The sequence below is a fragment of the Kribbella koreensis genome, from assembly GCF_039525325.1.
GTDB lineage: Bacteria > Actinomycetota > Actinomycetes > Propionibacteriales > Kribbellaceae > Kribbella > Kribbella koreensis.
Genome location: NZ_BAAAHK010000020.1, coordinates 268,131 through 286,371, shown reverse-complemented (window position 1 = coordinate 286,371; position 18,241 = coordinate 268,131). Strand labels below are relative to the sequence as shown.

16 protein-coding genes and 1 other RNA gene are annotated in these 18,241 nt (G+C 67.8%); 10 read left to right on the top strand and 7 right to left on the bottom strand.

Annotated elements, in window-relative coordinates:
• The 4 genes from ABD116_RS36465 (at position 1) to ABD116_RS36450 (ending at position 4,539) form a co-directional block, all read left to right on the top strand.
• A complete protein-coding gene (locus ABD116_RS36465) occupies positions 1–1,134 on the top strand; it encodes a Nif3-like dinuclear metal center hexameric protein (protein ID WP_343981432.1) in 1,134 nt (377 codons plus the stop codon).
• A 61-nt stretch (positions 1,135–1,195) separates the two neighbouring features.
• Positions 1,196–1,921, top strand: coding sequence for a zinc ribbon domain-containing protein (locus tag ABD116_RS36460; RefSeq protein WP_343981429.1), 726 nt, complete (start codon positions 1,196–1,198; stop codon positions 1,919–1,921).
• Positions 1,918–3,051, top strand: coding sequence for a bifunctional RNase H/acid phosphatase (locus ABD116_RS36455; protein WP_343981426.1), 1,134 nt, complete (start codon positions 1,918–1,920; stop codon positions 3,049–3,051). The genes ABD116_RS36460 and ABD116_RS36455 overlap by 4 nt, the downstream gene beginning before the upstream one ends.
• 51 nt (positions 3,052–3,102) lie before the next feature.
• Complete coding sequence (locus ABD116_RS36450; RefSeq protein WP_343981424.1) at positions 3,103–4,539, top strand: RNB domain-containing ribonuclease; 1,437 nt, start codon at positions 3,103–3,105, stop codon at positions 4,537–4,539.
• A 34-nt stretch (positions 4,540–4,573) separates the two neighbouring features.
• Here ABD116_RS36450 and ABD116_RS36445 read toward each other — a convergent pair whose 3' ends face one another.
• Positions 4,574–5,182, bottom strand: coding sequence for a TetR/AcrR family transcriptional regulator (locus ABD116_RS36445; protein ID WP_343981420.1), 609 nt, complete (start codon positions 5,180–5,182; stop codon positions 4,574–4,576).
• On the opposite strand from ABD116_RS36445, the gene ABD116_RS36440 reads away from it, so the two are divergent.
• Positions 5,172–5,714 carry a GNAT family N-acetyltransferase gene (locus tag ABD116_RS36440; protein ID WP_343981417.1) on the top strand — a complete coding sequence of 181 codons (543 nt, stop codon included), beginning with the start codon at positions 5,172–5,174 and terminating at the stop codon, positions 5,712–5,714. The two genes, ABD116_RS36445 and ABD116_RS36440, sit on opposite strands and share 11 nt — an antisense overlap.
• On the opposite strand, the gene ABD116_RS36435 is transcribed toward ABD116_RS36440, so the two are convergent.
• The gene (locus tag ABD116_RS36435) at positions 5,711–6,445 is read right to left on the bottom strand and encodes an AraC family transcriptional regulator (RefSeq protein ID WP_343981414.1); all 735 of its coding nucleotides are present in this window, start codon (positions 6,443–6,445) and stop codon (positions 5,711–5,713) included. The two genes, ABD116_RS36440 and ABD116_RS36435, sit on opposite strands and share 4 nt — an antisense overlap.
• A 52-nt stretch (positions 6,446–6,497) precedes the next feature.
• On the opposite strand from ABD116_RS36435, the gene ABD116_RS36430 reads away from it, so the two are divergent.
• Positions 6,498–7,613 carry an MFS transporter gene (locus ABD116_RS36430; protein ID WP_343981411.1) on the top strand — a complete coding sequence of 372 codons (1,116 nt, stop codon included), beginning with the start codon at positions 6,498–6,500 and terminating at the stop codon, positions 7,611–7,613.
• A 166-nt stretch (positions 7,614–7,779) separates the two neighbouring features.
• Positions 7,780–8,460: a DUF899 domain-containing protein gene (locus tag ABD116_RS36425; RefSeq protein ID WP_343981408.1), complete on the top strand. Its 681-nt coding sequence runs from the start codon at positions 7,780–7,782 to the stop codon at positions 8,458–8,460.
• Here ABD116_RS36425 and ABD116_RS36420 read toward each other — a convergent pair.
• The 3 genes from ABD116_RS36420 to ABD116_RS36410 form a co-directional block, all read right to left on the bottom strand.
• Positions 8,457–9,299: a 1-aminocyclopropane-1-carboxylate deaminase/D-cysteine desulfhydrase gene (locus tag ABD116_RS36420; protein WP_343981405.1), complete on the bottom strand. Its 843-nt coding sequence runs from the start codon at positions 9,297–9,299 to the stop codon at positions 8,457–8,459. The two genes, ABD116_RS36425 and ABD116_RS36420, sit on opposite strands and share 4 nt — an antisense overlap.
• A gap of 15 nt (positions 9,300–9,314) precedes the next feature.
• Positions 9,315–9,718, bottom strand: an RNA gene (gene rnpB, locus ABD116_RS36415) — RNase P RNA component class A.
• Between the two features lie 7 nt (positions 9,719–9,725).
• Positions 9,726–10,094 carry a DUF952 domain-containing protein gene (locus tag ABD116_RS36410; RefSeq protein WP_343981402.1) on the bottom strand — a complete coding sequence of 123 codons (369 nt, stop codon included), beginning with the start codon at positions 10,092–10,094 and terminating at the stop codon, positions 9,726–9,728.
• A gap of 167 nt (positions 10,095–10,261) precedes the next feature.
• Here ABD116_RS36410 and ABD116_RS36405 point away from each other — a divergent pair, with 167 nt between their 5' ends.
• From ABD116_RS36405 to ABD116_RS36395, 3 genes are read left to right on the top strand one after another with little or no spacing between them, the layout of a single operon-like run.
• Entirely contained in the window at positions 10,262–13,114 is a 2,853-nt protein-coding gene (locus ABD116_RS36405) for a fascin domain-containing protein (RefSeq protein ID WP_343981400.1), read from the top strand.
• Between the two features lie 14 nt (positions 13,115–13,128).
• A complete protein-coding gene (locus tag ABD116_RS36400) occupies positions 13,129–15,945 on the top strand; it encodes a carbohydrate-binding protein (protein WP_343981398.1) in 2,817 nt (938 codons plus the stop codon).
• A gap of 13 nt (positions 15,946–15,958) precedes the next feature.
• Entirely contained in the window at positions 15,959–17,098 is a 1,140-nt protein-coding gene (locus ABD116_RS36395; protein WP_343981396.1) for a ThuA domain-containing protein, read from the top strand.
• Positions 17,099–17,201: 103 nt separating this feature from the next.
• Here the strand turns inward: ABD116_RS36395 and ABD116_RS36390 are convergent, their stop codons facing one another.
• Together ABD116_RS36390 and ABD116_RS36385 are read right to left on the bottom strand one after the other, a co-directional pair.
• Positions 17,202–17,801: a TetR/AcrR family transcriptional regulator gene (locus ABD116_RS36390; protein ID WP_343981393.1), complete on the bottom strand. Its 600-nt coding sequence runs from the start codon at positions 17,799–17,801 to the stop codon at positions 17,202–17,204.
• The gene (locus ABD116_RS36385; RefSeq protein WP_343981391.1) at positions 17,801–18,196 is read right to left on the bottom strand and encodes an ester cyclase; all 396 of its coding nucleotides are present in this window, start codon (positions 18,194–18,196) and stop codon (positions 17,801–17,803) included. Before ABD116_RS36385 ends, ABD116_RS36390 begins: the two co-directional genes overlap by 1 nt.
• Positions 18,197–18,241 lie beyond the last annotated feature (45 nt).

Here is an 18,241-nt window from a genome sequence, read left to right as displayed (position 1 = left end):
GTGGATACGACGCTGGCGGATGTGCTCGGGGTGCTGGACCGGCTGTACGACCCGTCCTGGGCGGAGAGCTGGGATGCCGTTGGGCTGGTGACGGGGGATCCGGGGCAGGTGGTGCGGCGGGTTCTGTTTGCGGTGGATCCGATGCGCGAGGTGGTCGACGAGGCGATCCGCGGGGAGTTCGATCTGCTGGTGACGCACCATCCCTTGCTGCTCAAAGGGGTGAACAGCGTTGCGGCGACGACCCCGAAAGGGCGGGTCATCCATGACCTGATCCGGAGCGGTACCGCGTTGCACGTCTGCCACACCAATGCGGACAACGCGAATCCAGGCGTCAGTGACGCTTTGGCCGCGGCGCTCGGGCTCGAAGAGACCAGGCCGTTGAAGGCGATGGCCGGGGATCCGATGGACAAGGTCGTTGTTTACGTGCCGGTGGGGGAGACCCAGCAGATGATCGACGCGCTGGCTGCGGCGGGCGCGGGTCAGGTCGGGGATTACGAGCGGGCGGCTTGGAGTTCCACGGGGGAGGAGACCTTCCGGCCGCTCGACGGCGCCGATCCGACGATCGGGAAGGTTGGGGAGATCGAGCGGGTGGCGTCGGATCGGGTCGAGATGGTGTTGCCGCGGCGTCGGCGCCGGGCGGTGGTTGAGGCGTTGCGGGCGGCTCATTCGTTTGAGGAGCCGGCGTTTGATTTGTACGAGATGGCGGCGCTGCCCAGCACGCGGGGTGGTGGGCGGGTCGGCGTACTGGCTGAGGCCTTGCCGCTCAGGCGGTTTGCTGAAGTTGTCGCCGAGCGGCTGCCGAAGACGCAGCACGGCGTACGGGTGTCTGGTGACCCTGAGAGGGTGATCGAGACGGTGGCTGTGGTCGGTGGGGCGGGGGACTCCGAGTTCGAGCGGGTCCGGGCGGCTGGGGTGGACGCGTACGTGACGGCCGACCTCCGGCACCATCCGGCGACCGAGGCCCGGGCTTACGACGAGGGGCCGGCGCTGGTCGATGTCGCGCACTGGGCCAGTGAGTGGCCGTGGCTGAAAGACGCGGAACGACTCCTGATCGCGGGGTTGGCAGAGCAGGGCAGTACCGTGGACACTCACATCTCGACGCTCTGCACCGACGCGTGGACCTTACGGCTCTGAGCGGTGCCGGGCTGACAACTGAACGCGATCTAAGGAGCCGACCCTGAACGCCGAGCCCGCCGTGCAACGCCGGTTGCTGGATCTGCAGGACCTCGACCTGCAGCTGGATCAGGTCGCGCACAAGCGCAAGTCCTTGCCCGAGCACGCCGCGCTGGCCGAGCTGGCCACGGAGAAGTCGGGCGTCGACAAAGAACTGGTCGCCGCCGACACCGAGGTCGGCGACCTCAGGCGCGAGCAGAAGAAGGCCGACAGCGATGTCGACCAGGTCCGCCAGCGCAAGGCGCGCAACCAGCAGCGGATGGAGTCCGGCCAGGTCACCTCGCCGCGCGACCTGGAGAACCTGCAGCACGAGATCGGCTCGCTCGACCGCCGGATCTCCGACCTGGAGGACGCCGAGCTCGAGGTGATGGAGAAGCTGGAGGCGGCCGAGGTCGTCCAGGCCGACCTGCAGGCCCGCGCGGACGCGTTCGCCGGCCGGCAGTCCGAGCTGGAGGCGACCCGCGACGCCGCGCTGAAGGAGCTCGACGAGCAGCGCGCGAAGTTCGCCGAGGAGCGCGCCAAGGTGGTCGCTGAGCTGCCGGACGCCCTGGTCGCGAACTACCAGAAGCTGCGTGAGCGCAACGGCGGCATCGGTGCCGCGCCGCTGGTCGGCAAGCGCTGCATGGGCTGCCGGATGGAGCTGGCGCCGTCCGACCTGAGCGCGATCAAGGCCGCGGCGCCCGATTTCGTCCTGCACCACGAGGAGTGCGGCCGGATCCTGGTACGGACCTCGGAGAGCACCCTGTGAGCAATGGCCCGTCGCACGTCATCGTCGAGGCCGACGGCGGTTCCCGGGGAAACCCGGGCCCGGCCTCGTACGGCGCGCTGGTGCGTGATCCGCAGACCGGTGAGGTGATCGCCCAGGCCGGCGTCACGATCGGGATCGCGACCAACAACGTCGCGGAGTACAGCGGGCTGATCGCCGGGCTGGAGCTGGCCCGGGAGTACGCGCCGGACGCCTCGATCGAGGTCCGGATGGACTCCAAGCTGGTGATCGAGCAGATGGCCGGGCGCTGGAAGATCAAGCACCCGGACATGAAGCCGCTGGCGGTCAAGGCGCAGGCGCTGGCGCCGTTCGGGACCGAGTGGACCTGGGTGCCGCGTGCCCAGAACGCCGCCGCCGACGCGCTGGCGAACATGGCGCTTGACGGCAAGCCGGTACCGCTGCGCCCTACTGAAGGGCCGGCCGCGCAATCCGTAGTACCGGCTGAGCCTTCGGACCAGCAGAAGGCCATGCAGGGTTGGGGTGCTCAGACCGAGCCGCCGACCCAGCTGATCTTCCTGCGGCACGGCCAGACGCCGCACACCGTCGACAAGCGGTTCTCGGGTTCCGGCGGGGATGACCCGGCGCTGAGCGAGATCGGTCAGCAGCAGGCGGCAGCGGCCGCGCGGTACCTGGCGCAGCGGGGCGGCATCGACGCGATCGTCAGTTCCCCGATGGTACGGACGAAGCAGACGGCTGCTGTCGTGGCGGAGACGCTCGGGCTGGACGTGAAGGTCGAGAAGGGCTGGGTGGAGTGCTCGTTCGGTGACTGGGACGGCCACACCTTCGCGGAGGTCCAGCAGAAGTGGCCGGACGCGCTGAACGAGTGGATGGGGTCGACCACGGTCGCCCCGCCCGGTGGCGAGTCGTTCGACGCCTGTGCGCGACGGGCCCGGTCCGCGCGCGACGGGCTGCTCGCGGCGTACCCGGGGAAGACGGTGCTCGTGGTCACCCACGTGACCCCGATCAAACTGATGGTCCGATCGGTCCTCCAGGCCCCGATGAACTCGCTGTTCCGGATGGAGCTCGCCCCGGCCACGCTGACCGAAATCCACTGGTACGCCGACGGCCTCGCCTCACTTAAGTCCTTCAACGTCCAACCCGCACTAGTCTGACCCCAGTACCGCGGCACGACGGGGTGCCCGGCGGATGGACGGAGTGGTCGCGTGCCGTTGCAAAGGGTGCATTTCGCCGAAGAGGTTCCGGAGGTCTTCCGGACCTCGATGCAGGCGATCCGGCGGGAGCTCGAGGTGCCGGCGGAGTTCCCGCCCGCGGTGGTCGAGGCGGCGCTGGCCGCTGCCGGCAACCCGCGGCTGCCGGAGCTGGACCGGACCGAGATCGAGTTCGTGACGATCGATCCGCCGGACTCGATGGACCTCGACCAGGCCGTGCACATCGAGCGGGCCGGCGACGGCTACACGGTGCACTACGCGATCGCCGACGTCGCCGCGTTCGTCCAGCCGGGTGACCCGATCGACGTCGAGGCGCGCAAACGCGGCGAGACGCTGTACGCGCCGGACAAGCGCACGCCGCTGCACCCGCAGGAGCTGTCCGAGGGTGCGGCGTCGTTGCTTCCCGATCAGGTCCGGCCGGCGATCCTGTGGACGATCACGGTCGACGCGTCGGGTGAAGGTACCGATGTGAGCTGCAAGCGGGCGCTGGTGAAGTCGCGCGCCAAGCTCAACTACGCCGGTGTGCAGAAGGATCTCGACGCGGGCACCGCCTCGGAGAGCCTGCAACTGCTCCGCGAGGTCGGCAAGCTCCGCGAGCAGCGCGAACTCGAGCGGGGTGGCGTCAACCTGCCGATCCCGGATCAGGAGGTCGTCACCTCCGATGGCCAATGGACGTTGGAGTTCCGCGCGCCGCTGCCGGTCGAGGGGTGGAACGCGCAGATCTCGTTGCTGACCGGGATGGCTGCCGCGCATCTGATGATGTACGGCGAGATCGGCATCCTCCGCACGCTGCCCGAGTCGCACGACGATCTGCGGCGCAAACTGGAGAACACGGCCAAGGCGCTCAGCATCCCGTGGCCGGTCGGCACGTCGTACGCCGAGTTCATCCACGGCCTCGATCCCAAGGTGCCCGCGCACGCGGCGATGCTCGCGGCCTGCACGGTACTTTTCCGTGGCGCCGGCTACACGTCCTTCTCCGGCGGGGTTCCGGCGCAACCGGAGCACGCCGCGATGAAGTCGGAGTACGCGCACGTCACCGCGCCGTTGCGCCGGCTGGTCGATCGCTGGACGAGTGAGATCTGCGTGGCGTTGTGCGCGGATGCCGAGGTGCCGGCCTGGGTGCGGGAGTCGATGGACGAGATCCCGAAGATCATGGAGGAGTGCGACCGCAAGGCGCACGCCTACGAGCGGTCGATCGTCGGCATGGTCGAGGCCGGTCTCGTCGCGGACCAGGTCGGCTCGACCTTCGACGGCGTCATCACCGACGTCGACGACCGCGAACCGACCCGCGGCATCGTCGCTCTCTCCACGCTTGCCATCGAAGGCCGCGTCACCGGCACGGCGGCGCTGCCCCTCGGCCAGCCGGTCCGCGTCAAGCTCACCGAGGCGGACATTGCCAAGCGGACGGTCGCTTTCGAGCTGATTCCCTGAGCGGCGTCGCTGGTTGTGTGCGCCCCTGTCTTTCCTAACTAAGTCTATCGGCGGGGGTCGATTTTGCCGGGGAGTTATCCACAGGTAGGGCTCGGAGCACCGCTGCCGTCACACGAGCGGTGTCGTCAGTAGCCAGCAAGTCGAGCAAACCGCCGCGCAGGACCGCCAGTACTCCGGTACGGCGGGCTTGCGCGGCCTTGGTGTCTTTGCCTGGCTGGACCGACTTGAACAGGTCTAGCCAGTCCTCGACGGTGGAGCGGGCGAAGTCGGACCAGGGGCCGTCGGGGGCGACCAGGGAGCGGCCGTAGGCCTCTACCCAGAGTTTCATCAGGGGGCGGCGTTCCTCGGCGGCCAGCCAGGTCCACAGTTCGCGGGCGACCACCTCCAGGCCGGGCGGTTCGGCGTACTGGCTGGTGATCTTTTGCAGGAGTACCAGTTCGTCGCTGCGGGCGCGGGTGAGCAGGGCGCGGATCAGGCCGTCCTTGCTGCCGAACAGGAACAGCAGCACCCGTGGGCTCGAACCGATCGCGGTCGCCAGCGGGCGCAGGGACAGATCGGCCAGCCCGTGAGTCAGCGAGTACGCGTAGGCGAGCTCGAGCAGCTCGGTCTCCCGGGCGGAAGGGGCTGGTTTCGTGGTGGTCACCCGGCTAGTATCTCCTACTGAAACAGTCGTGTCAGTAGATCGAGGTGGGCAGATGGAGATCAGACGCGCGGATCGGCCGGGGGATCTCGGCTGGGTGGTGCAGGCGCACGGTGAGCTGTACGCCGCGGAGTACGGCTGGGGGATGGAGTACGAGGCGCTGGTGGCGCAGATCGTCGCCGACTTCGGCAAGAACTTCGACCCGGCGCGTGAGGCGGCCTGGATCGCGGAGCAGGACGGTGAGCGGGTGGGCAGCGTGTTCTGCGTGCGCGGCCCGGACGAGGCGACCGCCAAGCTTCGGCTGCTGTTACTGCACCCGTCGAGCCGTGGTCAGGGGCTCGGCGCCAGGCTCGTCGACACCTGCATGGAGTTTGCTCGCGAGTCCGGCTACAAGCGAATGGTGCTTTGGACGAACGACCCATTGGTTGCCGCTCGCAACATCTATCTCAAGCGCGGTTTCAAGCTGACCGGCGAGGAACCGCACAACCTGTTCGGCGAGGGTCTGCTGAGCCAGACGTATGAGGCCGATCTCTAGAACTGCTTGCCGGGCGTCTGGCCGAAGGTACGGCGGAAGACGTCGATGAAGGCGCTCGGGCTGGACCAGCCGCAGCGGTACGCGACGGTGGTGACCGGTTCGCCTTCGGCCAGCTGGATCAGCGCGTGGTGGAGACGAAGTTGCGTGCGCCATTGCGGGAAGGTCATCGCGAACTCGTGGCGGAACAGGCGCGACAGGGTGCGCTCAGCGGCTCCCGCCGTGCGGCCCAGTTCGGCCAGACCGCGTCCGTCGGCGGGGTCGGCGGACAGGATCTCGCAAACGGCGGCGAGGCGGGAATCGGTTGCCACGGGCAACCGGATTGGTTGCTGTGGTGATCGTTCGAGTTGATCGAGCAGGACGCCACGGAGCCGCTGCCGCGCGTCGCTGGTTTCAGAAGGATCGGCCGTGTAGGCGATGATCAGCTCGCGCAGCAGCGGGCCGACGGCCAGTACTGCTGGTGCATCCAGGCCGATGGGATTGTCCGAAAGGCCAACGAGGTGAAGGTCGGTCGAGCCATAGGCACGATGCTCGTGGACGGTCCCGGCCGGCACCCAGATCGCGCGGGTCGCCGGGGCGATCCAATGGCCGCGATCGGTCGTCACGGCGAGCACGCCACTGGCGGCGTACGCGATCTGGTGGTCGTCATGGCGATGCGCGTCGATCCCGGCGCCGGAGGCGAGTCTGCGGAGCGCGGTCGGCGCGATCGGGGCGTGGCGGGGAATCGACATCATCTGTCAGATTATCGGAAGCCGGTCAGCACGGCGAAGGACCAGGCTGGAAGGCGTGCAACGAAAGACCGTGCTGTTGTCCGCCGGCCACGGCAGCGTCGACCTCTACGAGGGCATCGTCCCCGTGCTGGTGCCGTTCCTGGTCGCCGAGCGCGGCTACGACTACCTGGCCGTCTCCGGATTCGTGCTGGCCGCGACGCTGCTCTCGTCGGTGGTCCAGCCGGTCTTCGGCCTGCTGACCGATCGCTGGTCGATGCCGTGGCTGATCCCCGCGAGCATGATCACGGCCGGGCTCGGCGTCGCGCTGATCGGTGTCGCCGAGTCGTACCCGTTCGCGCTCGCGGCGATCGGCCTCACGGGCATCGGCGTCGCCGCGTACCACCCACAAGCGGCCCGTACCGCGCGCTCGGTGACCGGCGGCAGTCACGTCGGGATGAGCTGGTTCTCGCTCGGCGGCAACCTCGGCTTCGCGGTCGCTCCCGCGGCCGGTCCGCTTCTCGCGTACGCCGGCCTGGCGGCAAGCCCGCTCCTGATCCTCCCCGCCGTCGCAGGCGCCGCCATCACCGTGCCGCTCCTGCGATCCGGTGGCGCGGCCCGACTGCGGCCGCGCGAACTGGGAGGCGTCGATGACTGGCCCGCCTTCCGCACGCTGACCGCGATCATCGTCCTGCGCTCGATCACGTACGTCGGCCTCAGCACCTTCCTCGGCTTGTACGTCGGCCAGCGGCTCCACCTCAGCGCCGGAGCCAGCGCGACGACCCTCTTCGTACTGTTCGGCGGCGGCGTCATCGGCACCCTCCTCGGCGGCCGCCTGGCCACCCGCTACGGCCGGCTCGTCACCATGCGCTGGTCGTACGCCGTCGCCGCGCTCGCCCTGGCCGGAGTCGCCCTCATCCCGACCGCCGCTCTGTTCCTCTTCGTCGCCCTCACCGCCATCGCCCTCTACATCCCCTTCTCCCTGCACATCACTCTCGGCCAGGACTACCTCCCAACCCGCGTCGGCACAGTCAGCGGCGTCACCCTCGGCCTGGCCGTCAGCGCGGGGGGAGTCCTGGCCCCCGCCCTGGCAGCCGCCGCCAAGGCCACCTCGCTCCAACTGGTCCTCACCTGCCTGGCCACCCTCCCCGCCCTGGCCGTCCTCCTCACCCGGCGCCTCGCCGAACCCACCTGAGTCCACCGGTGCACTTCGAGGACTTTGTGCTCCGCCTGAGTGTTCTGGGGCGGTCGGAACGCTCAGGTCGAGCACAAAGTGGGCCAGGGATGGGGTGGATGTCGAGCGTCGGACGGCGACTCCGACGTACCGGTGCCAGGTCGGCTCACGAAGAGGAGTTGTGCAGATGGAACTGCCCGAGATCGTGTCGCGCGAAGAGTGGCTGGTGGCTCGGAAGCGGCTGCTGGCCGACGAGAAGGAGTTCACCAAGCGCCGCGACGAGCTGAACGCGAAGCGCCGCCAGTTGCCGATGGTGGAGGTCGCCGAGGACTACGTCTTCGAAGGCCCGGCTGGTGAGGTCCACCTGCTCGATCTGTTCGACGGGCGGCAGCAGTTGGTCGTCTACCACTTCATGTTCCCGCCGGACTGGAACGCGGGCTGCCCGAACTGCTCGTGGTTCGTCGAGGACATCGGCGCGTTGAAGGGCCTGTACGAGCTGAACACCAGCTTCGTGGCGGTGTCCCGGGCGCCGTACGAGAAGCTCGCGGCCTTCAAGGAGGAGAAGGGCTGGACCTTCCCCTGGTACTCGTCGGCGGGCAGTAGGTTCAACTACGACTACCACGTGACGCTGGACGAGTCGGTCGTTCCGTTGTCGTACAACTACCGCAGCAAGGCCGAGTGGGACGCGTTGCCGAGCGGTGGGCTGGTTCAGGGTGAGCAGCCGTTCGACCTGCACGGGATGAGTTGCTTCCTGCGGGTCGACGACGACGTGCACCACACCTATTCGACGTACGGGCGCGGCTGCGACTCGATGGGGTTCACGACCAACGTCATCGACCTGACCGCGCTCGGGCGGCAAGGGACCTAGTTGATCAGCGCGACGATCGTCGTACCGGTGCTGAAGGCGCCTTGGCGGACCTGGTCGAAGAGGGCGTACATCATCTTGGCCTCGTAGACCCAGTCGAGCGCCAGCCCATGCCTGGACACGAAGTCGTCGATGAAGGCGTCCAGGACCGGGGTGCGTTTGGCGTAGCCGCCGAAGTGGTAGCCGGCGAGCAAGCGCCAGTCGCCGACGCGCTCGCCGAAAGCTGTTTGCTGGAGAGCGACGATGTCGTCTTCCAAGGACGCCTTCAACACTGGTACGCCGATGGTCGGCTGGGAACCGGTAGTCAAGCCGGCGAGGGTGGTGCCGGTGCCGACCGCGCACAGGAGGATGTCGTACGGCTCGGCGAGCTCGGCGAGCAACTCGGCACAGCCACGGACCGCGGCGGGGTTGCCGCCGCCTTCGGGGAGCAGGTGGAAGTCGCCGAATTCCTGGTGGAGGCGGTCCAGGACCAGGGGAGAGGTCTTGGCTCGGTAGGTGGCCCGGTCCAGGTAGGTGAGGTGCATTCCACGCGAGACGGCGTAGGCGAGGGATGGGTTGAGGGGCAGGTGTTCCTCGCCTCGGACCACGCCGATGGTGTTGAAGCCGTAGTGGTGGCCGGCGGCAGCAACCGCGCGGAGGTGGTTGGAATAGGCGCCGCCAAAGGTGAGCAAGGTGCCCGCCGACACCGCCAACGGCACGTTGTACTTGAGCTTGCGCCACTTGTTGCCGGGGACCTCGGGATGGACGAGGTCGTCGCGCTTCAACAGCACCCGCACCCCCGCGGCGGTCAGCCGCTCGTCGTGGAGTTCCACGACCGGCGACGGCAGGCGAACGTTCAGCACAAGGATCAGATTAAGTGAACGGGCCGGTCTGTAAGCCGGATCCTGTAGTCGGCGACCATCCATCTACGGTGACCGTTGCCGGGCACCTCTAGCAGCCTACCCGCGAGCTCGGGCGGGCAGCCCTCGAACGCTCGCGCGGACGGCGGTTGCCCGTCGTCCTTCTTGGCCTTGCTCCACGTGGGGTTTACCTAGCCTCCGCAGTCGCCTGCGGAGCTGGTGGTCTCTTACACCACCGTTTCACCCTCACCCGCACCTCGATGAACCACGGGGTCCATCCAGGCCGCTGGCGGTCTGTTCTCTGTGGCACTGTCCCGCGGGTTGCCCCGGGTGGGCGTTACCCACCACGTTGCCCTGTGGAGTCCGGACTTTCCTCGGCGCCCACCATCGCTGGTGAACGACGCGGTCGCCCGACCGGCCCGTTCACCCTCAGGATAGGGCCTGCGCGCTCACTTCCGGGTATCGGCCGTCGGCAGCCCGCTCGTACGGGCGCACGTCGACGACCGCGTCCAGGTTCAGCGGACCGTACAGGTGCGGGAACGAGATGCCGATCGCGTCCAGATCCTCGTCGCACAGGGCCGACACCAGCAGCGCGGTGTCGATGACGAGCAGGCACAGCGGCTCGGTCACGTCGGCGTAGAACGAGTTCGCGACCTCGGCCACCTGGTCCGGGCGGGAGCAGTGGATGAAGGTCGCGCCGTCGTCGAGCGACTTGCCCCGGGTGGAGATCCGGTAGCTACCGGCCCGCCGCGCCGCTTCCCACTGCTCGACGAAGGCCAAATGCAGGATCAAAGCCATGCGCCCGAGATTATCGGTGCGGCCGCCGCAGCAGCGGCAGCGGCGCGACAGGTTCCGGAACCGGTAGCCCCTTGACAGCGCAGCGTGAGCACAGAAAGATCCGATGTCTACCGGTGATCCTCTCCGCCCCCAGGTCACCGGTCCGCTCCATCTCCAGGAGAGATCCGATGAACGACCTCCTGCGATCCCCCCTGCCCAAAACCCGGCCCAAGGTGCGCCGGAAACTCCTGCACAGACTGCTGCTGGTGACAGCTGTCGTCGCCGGATCACTGGTCGCCAACGGCCCCGCAACCGCACTACCGGCGGCCGGTATGACGGCCTGGCAGAACGGCTCCTTCGTCGTCGACCGGCCGAACCTGGTCCGTCGCTCCGACATCATCCTCGGCCGCGCCAACCCGGCACCGACCGAATCACTCCCACTGGGCAACGGCGCCCTGGGGGCGGCGGTCTGGTCCGCCGGCGGGTTCACCGCCCAACTCAACCGCACCGACACCTTCCCTGACCGCAAGTCGCTCGGCCAGGTCGTCATCCCGGGCCTGTCCCGGATGACGAGCGCCGCCGACTTCACCGGCCGGCTCGACCTGTACGACGGGATGCTCCGCCAAAGTGGTGGAGGCATGACGTTGACCGCGTTCATCCGGGCGGACACCCAGCAACTGGTCGTCGACGTCACCGGCGCCGACCCCAACGCCACCCAGACCGCCCAGGTCAAACTCTGGAGCCCCCGTACGCCGACCGCGCGTGCCTCCGGCTCAGTGGCCGCACTCGCCGAGACCTGGGTCGACAACAACGGCGCCGGTGCCTCAGGCCGGACGTTCGGCTCGCTGGCCGGTGTGACGGCCGGCGGTCGCAACGTCGTCGGCTCGACCCCGAACAACCTGACCGCCCAGGTCGCCTTCCAACCCAACACCGACGGCTCGTTCCGGGTCGTCGTCGCCGCACCAACGTGGACCGGTGGCGACTCGATCGCCACCACCAACGCAGTACTGAACGGCGCCGCCACCAGGCCCGCGAACGAAGTACGGGACGCGCATCTGCAGTGGTGGCACGACTACTGGAACCAGGCCGGCCTGATCAAGATCAGCTCGGCCGACGGGACCGGCGACTACGTCGAGAACCTACGGACGATCTTCCTGTACGCGAGCGCGGCCCAGAGCCGGGGCGTGCTACCGGGATCGCAGGCCGGGGTCGCCGATCTGTTCACCTTCTCGCAGGACAAGCGTGACTGGTATCCGTCCGGCTACTGGTTCTGGAACCTCCGCATGCAGGTCGCGGCCAACGTCTCGGCCGGGGTGCCGAATCTGAACGATCCGATGTTCCGCCTCTACCAGGACAACGTCGACGCGATCGCGGCCTGGACCAGCGCGCACATGCCCGGCCGAACGGGCCTGTGCGTACCGGAGACGATGCGGTTCAACGGCAACGGCACCTACAACGGCGGTACCGACAACTCGTCCTGCGACTCGACCATCACGCCGCAGTGGAACTCGCTCAACGTCACGACGGGAGCGGAGGTGGGGTTGTGGGTCTGGGAGCACTACCGAATGACCGACGACCAGGCCTTCCTGCAGTCGCACTACCCGTTGATCAAGGGCGCGGCGCAGTTCCTGCTCTCGCACGCGACAACGGGATCGGACGGCAAGCTGCACACCAGGTCGAACGCTCATGAGACCCAGTGGGACGTCACCGATCCGACCACCGACATCGCGGCGATGCAGGCCTTCTTCCCGATCGCGGTGAAGGCTGCGCAGCTCCTCAACGTCGACGCGGCGCTGGTCAGTCAACTCAACGCGGCGATCCCGAAGATCCAGACGTTGCCGCGGACCGACACGGCGACGCAGACCCAGTTGCTGACCCCGGCGAACGATGCAGGTGGCACCACGATGATCGGTCCGTCCACCCAGCCGGCGGCTCAGCGGCGTAACAGCGAGAACATCGGCCTCGAAGCGGTCTGGCCGTTCAACCTGATCGGCGACAGCGGGCCGATGACGGCGCTCGCGCGGCGAACCTATGCGTCCCGCAGTTACGTCAACAGCAACTCGTGGAGCTACGACTCACTGCATGCGGCAAGGCTCGGGTTGCCGACCGAGATGAAGACCGCGTTGCTGGCGGCGATCAGGCAGTTCCAGGTCTACCCGTCCGGCATGGCCAGCTTCACCGCGCAGCCGGCGCAGGAGCCGTACATCGAGCAGTCCGGCGTACTCGCGGCAACCGTCCCCGAGGCGCTGGCAACGGATTACGACGGCGTACTGCGCATCGCCCCGTCCTGGCCGACGGACTGGTCCGGTGAAGGAACTGTTGCCATCGGCCACAAATCGCGGGTCCACGTCCAGATCGCCGGAGGCAGCCCGACCACGGTCGCCATCTCATCTGGCGCGAACCAGCAGCTCGCCGTACGGAGCCCCTGGCCAGGCCAGAGCGTGACGGTGCTGGACGGTCAGACCCGGGCCACGGTGGTCGGTCCCCAGACCAACGCCACCTTCACCATCCCGGCCCAATCCGGCAAGTCCTACCTGGTCGAGAAGACCGGGACCGCCGTACAGCCCTTTCAGGCCCTCACCGGTACGCCGGCCACCGCCGCCCGCCGTTGGGACAAGGCGACCATCGGCTTGCCCAAGGCAACCTCGGGCACCGGGACGATCAGCCTCAAAGCGCGTGCCAACGGCAGGTACGTCACCGCCGGCACCGGTACGCCGCTGATCGCCGACAGCACCACGAACGGGACTGCCCAGCAGTACGAGATGACCGACCTCGGCGGCGGCAACGTGTCGCTCCGGGCCAAGGCCAACAACCTGCTGGTGGCAGCGGACAACGCGGGTGCCGCGCCGTTGCTGGCCAAGAACCAGGCCGTCGGCTCGTGGGAGACCTTCCAGCTGATCCGCAACGGCGACGGCTCGGTCAGCTTCCGGGCAGCGGTCAACAACAAGCTCGTCTGCGCCGACAACGCCGGTGCCGCCCCACTGATCGCCAACAGAGACGCGATCGGCCCGTGGGAACAATTCGACTTGATCAACAACTGAGGAGCACGACCGATATGAAGAAGAAAGGCGTCCGGCGGATCTCGTTGTTGATCACCGCCGCACTGACCGCAGCACTCGGCCTCAGCATTCCAACCGCCCAGGCGGGCTCGACGATCCCTCCCGGCGACTACCAGCAAGTGTCCTTGGCGACCGGCTCGGGTGAGCTCGGCGAGGCGATGTCGCTGGCGGTCCTGCCCGACCGATCCGTCGTCCACACGGCCCGCGACGGAACAGTCCGGATCACCGACGCGGCCGGTACGACGACAGTGGCCGGCCGGCTCAACGTCTACACCCACGACGAGGAAGGCCTGCAGGGCGTCGCGGTCGATCCCAACTTCGCCAGCAACCGCTACATCTACTTGTACTACTCACCGAGGCTGTCCACCCCTGACGGTGACGCGCCGACCGACGGTACCCAGGCCGACTGGGACCGGTTCAAGGGCGAGCTGCACCTGTCCAGGTTCATCCTCAAGACCGACAAGACGCTCGACCTGGCCAGCGAGAAGGTCGTCCTGGCCGTGCCGAACGACCGCGGCCAGTGCTGTCACGTCGGCGGCGATCTCGACTTCGATGCCGCTGGCAACCTTTATCTGACCACCGGCGACGACAGCAACCCGTTCCAGTCGGACAGCTACACGCCGATCGACGAGCGGACCACCCGCAACCCGCAGTTCGACGCGCAACGGACCGCCGGCAACACCAACGACCTGCGCGGCAAGCTGCTCCGGATCAAGCCCCAGCCGGACGGCAGCTACACGATCCCGAGCGGCAACCTGTTCGCACCGGGCACCGCGCAGACCAGGCCCGAGATCTACGCGATGGGCTTCCGCAACCCGTTCCGGATGAGTGTCGACAAGCCGACCGGCATCGTCTACCTCGGCGACTACGGACCCGACGCAGGCTCCACGAACCCGGACCGCGGCCCGAACGGCCAGGTCGAGTTCGACCGGATCACCGCACCGGGCAACTACGGCTGGCCGTACTGCACCGGCACCAACACGAGCGTCGAGACGTACAACGACTTCCAGTTCCCGAGCGGCCCGTCCGGCGCGAAGTTCGACTGCGCGGGCGGCGTCACCAACAACTCCTTCCGCAACACCGGCCTGACCAAGCTGCTCCCGGCCAAACCGTCCTGGATCCGGTACGGCGGTGACGCGGGCACCCCGCCCGAGTTCGGCAACGGCGGCTCCGAGTCCCCGATGGGCGGGCCGGTCTACCGCTTCGACCCGAACCTCAACTCGGCGACGAAGTTCCCGCAGTCGCTCGACGGCCGGTACTTCGCCGGTGAACTCGGCCGGCAGTGGATCAAGGCCATCGAGGTCACCTCGAGCGGGGGAGTCGGCGACATCGGCGCCTTCCCGTGGACCGGCACCCAGGTGATGGACATGGCCTTCGGTCCGGAGGGTGCGCTCTACGTGCTCGACTACGGCACGGGCTCCAACAACCAGGGCCTCTGGCGGATCGACTACAAGGGCAACACCAACCGCAACCCGATCGCCAAGGCAGCCGGTACGCCGACCTCCGGCGGCCGCCCACTCACCGTCGCGTTCTCGTCGGCGGGCAGCTCGGATCCCGAAGGCGGTGCCCTGACGTATCGCTGGACCTTCGGCGACGGCGGTACGTCGACGCAGGCCAACCCTTCGTACACCTACAACACGGCCGGCAACTTCACGGCGACGCTGACCGTGACCGATCCGGCCGGGCTGACCGGGTCGGCGAACGTGGCGATCAGTGTGGGCAACACGGCTCCGTCGGTGACGTTGCAGACGCCGACCGATGGGCAGCTGTTCTCGTTCGGTGACACCGTGCCGTTCCAGGTGAACGTGTCGGATCCGGAGGACGGCACGATCGACTGCAGCCGGGTGAAGGTCACGTATCTCCTCGGTCATGACGTGCACCAGCACCAGATCACCTCCAAGAACGGGTGCAGTGGGTCGATCGCGGTACCGATCGATGGTGAGCACGACCCGGCGGCCAACGTCTACGGCGTCTTCGACGCGGAGTACACGGACAACGGCGGGCTGACCACGCACAGCGTGCGCAAGCTGCAGCCGCGTCATCGGCAGGCGGAGCATTTCGGTGCGCAGCAGGGCATCCAGCTGGCCGACCACCCGCCGGCGGAAGGCGGCAAGACGGTCGGATTCGTCGACAACGGTGACTGGATCTCGTTCACCCCGTACGCCGTGAGCAACGCGACGTCGGTGAGCGCGCGGGTGTCGTCGGGTGGCGTCGGCGGGACGATCGAGGTCCGGGCCGGATCTGCCACCGGGACGTTGATGGGCACGATGACGGTGGCGCCGACGGGTGGCTGGGAGACGTTCGTCAACGTGTCGGCCAACCTCACCGGCAAGCCGGCCGGGACGACGACGCTGTTCTTCGTCTTCAAGGGGGTGACGGGGCAGGGCAACCTGTTCGACCTCGACGCCTTCACGTTTGCGACCTCGGGGTCGACCGGCACTACAGCTGAGGGCGAGGCGTTCACGTCGCAGTCCGGCGTACAGGTTGCGGCGCACAACGGGGCCAACGGGGGTCAGACGCTCGGGTACATCGACAACGGTGACTGGGCGGGCTATTCGCAGGTGAGCACGGCCGGTAAGACCAGCTTCAGCGCGCGCATTTCTTCGGGCGGTCCCGGCGGCACGCTGCAGGTGCGGTCGGGTTCGCAGACGGGGACGTTGCTCGGGTCTGTCGCAGTACCGGCGACGGGTGGCTGGGAGAACTTCCAGACGGTCTCCACTGCTTTGACCGGCAATGTCAGCGGGCCGTTGTTCCTGAGCTTCACCGGCGGATCCGGGTCGCTCTTCGACGTCGACACCTTCACCATCTCGTGAACAGGACACAACAATGACTACTTTTACGCGTCGTGAAGGCCTCGTCGGCGGTGCACTGCTGGTCGTCGGCGGAGCCCTCGGCTGGCAACCGCTCACCGCTGCGGCAGCGGCTCCTTATCAAGTGCTGGTGTTCAGCAAGACGGCCGGTTTCCGGCATGACTCCATCCCGGCCGGCATTCAGGCGATCCGGGATCTGGGGGCCGCGAACGGATTCACCGTGACCGCGACGGAGGACAGTGCGGTTTTCACTACGTCGCAGCTGGCGGCGTACAAGGCGGTCGTTTTCTTGAGTACCACCGGCGATATTCTGAATGCCACGCAGCAGACCGCCTTCGAGACGTACGTCAACGGTGGAGGCGGGTATGTCGGGGTGCACGCGGCCGCGGACACGGAGTACGACTGGCCGTACTACGGGACGCTGGTCGGCGCGTGGTTCCACAGTCACCCGGCGATCCAGCAGGTGACCGCTCGCGTCGAGGATCGGACGCATCTGTCGACCTCGCATCTGGGGGCGACCTGGGTGCGGACGGATGAGTTGTACAACTACCGCACCAACCCCAGGCCGAATGTGCACGTGCTGATCAACCTCGACGAGTCGACCTACAGCGGCGGCAACATGGGTGATCACCCGATCGCCTGGTACCACGCGCAGGGCTCGGGGCGGTCGTTCTACACGGGCTTCGGGCACACCATCGAGTCGTACTCCGATACGGCGTTCCGCAAGCATCTGCTCGGTGGCATCCAGTACGCCGCTGGTGTCGGCGCGACTCCGCCGGTGACGTCGATCGAGGGGGAGGCGTTCACGTCGCAGTCCGGCGTACAGGTTGCCGGGCATGGGGGAGCTAGTGGCGGGCAGACGCTCGGGTACATCGACAACGGTGACTGGGCGGGGTACTCACAGGTCAGTACGTCCGGCAAGACGTCGTTCTCCGCCCGGATCTCCTCGGGCGGCGCGGGTGGCACGATCCGGATCCGCTCGGGCTCGGCAACCGGTCCGATCCTCGGCACGGTTACCGTGCCGGTGACGGGCGGCTGGGACAACTTCCAGACGATCTCGACCACACTGAACGGCTCGGGTACCGGTCCTTTGTTCCTCACCTTCAGCGGCGGCTCGGGCGCTCTGTTCGACATCGACACCTTCACCATCAGCTAGCTCAACCGGCCAGAACTAGGCACCTCGTACACCCAACGGCGACCTTGAACATGAAATAGCTTGTTCAAGGTCGCCGGAAGGTGTTCGAGGTCGCCACGAACTGTCACCTCAGTAACGCGGTGACGAGGGTGGCGGCGGTCTCTCGCAGCCGCGCGGGATCGCCGTACACGCGTTCCAGGACGGCGAGTCCTCGCGTCATGGCGACGACGAGCCGCGCCGCGTCCCGCGGCGGCACCGACAACGCGCTGCGCGCACGAGCGCTGCGGGCGCTGGAGCTGGCGCTGGCGGTGCGAGTGAGCATGGTGGCAACGCGTTCTTCCAGGCCGTCCAGCATCGCTTGGACAGCCGCATCTACCTGCGGTTCGGCTGCTTCGACGGCCGTCCGGGTCGACAGGCAGCCGCGGGACGGCGTACCGGTGGTGATGGAGGCGATGCAGTAGTCGAACAGGTCGGTGAGCGCTTGCCGCGGATCATCAGCCTCCAGCGCCCGCTCAGCACCTGCTAGGAACTCTGCTGCGAACTGGCTGAAGATCTTCGTGAAGAGTTGCTCTTTGCCGCCGTACGCGTGGTAGAGCGACCCACGTTGCACACCGGTCGCCGCGGCCAGGTCGAGCATCGAGGTCGCCCGGTAGCCCTTCTCCCAGAAGACGCCGAGCGCCTGCTCAACCAGGGCGCCCTCGTCGAACTGCCGGACGCCGGCCATCAGGCGGCCACCGGTGCGGAGCGCTCCACCCAGTTGTGCAGCAGCTTGCCGTCCTCGCTCACCTGCCACACCGCAGTACCGGTGAAGCTGATCGGATCGCCGATCGCCGCCGTGTGGTGATAGCCGTTGTTCGTTCCGGTGATCCGCCAGCGCGACGCGACCCGGCTGCCGTCCGCGTTCGCGAAGGTCTCGATCACCTCCAGCCGCAGGTCCGGCAGCTCCGCCAGGAACGCGGCGATCCAGCTCTTGAACGCCTCCCGGCCGACGATGTCCCGGCCGGCGTTGGTGATCACGAAGTCCTCGGTGACGAACCGGTCGACCGCAGCGGGGTCCGCCGCGTTCCAGACCTCGTGCCAGAACGCCTCCACCAGTTCGACCGCGCGGGTGCTCTCCATCCGTCCTCCTCGAGTCATGTTTGACACTGCTGTCAAACATAGCCC

What these genes read in the sequence shown, in the direction of transcription:
- ABD116_RS36385 (WP_343981391.1), bottom strand. Translation starts at nt 18,196, where the DNA reads ATGGAGAGCACCCGCGCGGTCGAACTGGTGGAGGCGTTCTGGCACGAG.
- ABD116_RS36425 (WP_343981408.1), top strand. Translation starts at nt 7,780, where the DNA reads ATGGAACTGCCCGAGATCGTGTCGCGCGAAGAGTGGCTGGTGGCTCGG.
- ABD116_RS36410 (WP_343981402.1), bottom strand. Translation starts at nt 10,094, where the DNA reads ATGGCTTTGATCCTGCATTTGGCCTTCGTCGAGCAGTGGGAAGCGGCG.
- ABD116_RS36435 (WP_343981414.1), bottom strand. Translation starts at nt 6,445, where the DNA reads ATGATGTCGATTCCCCGCCACGCCCCGATCGCGCCGACCGCGCTCCGC.
- ABD116_RS36400 (WP_343981398.1), top strand. Translation starts at nt 13,129, where the DNA reads ATGAAGAAGAAAGGCGTCCGGCGGATCTCGTTGTTGATCACCGCCGCA.
- ABD116_RS36395 (WP_343981396.1), top strand. Translation starts at nt 15,959, where the DNA reads ATGACTACTTTTACGCGTCGTGAAGGCCTCGTCGGCGGTGCACTGCTG.
- ABD116_RS36390 (WP_343981393.1), bottom strand. Translation starts at nt 17,801, where the DNA reads ATGGCCGGCGTCCGGCAGTTCGACGAGGGCGCCCTGGTTGAGCAGGCG.
- ABD116_RS36405 (WP_343981400.1), top strand. Translation starts at nt 10,262, where the DNA reads ATGAACGACCTCCTGCGATCCCCCCTGCCCAAAACCCGGCCCAAGGTG.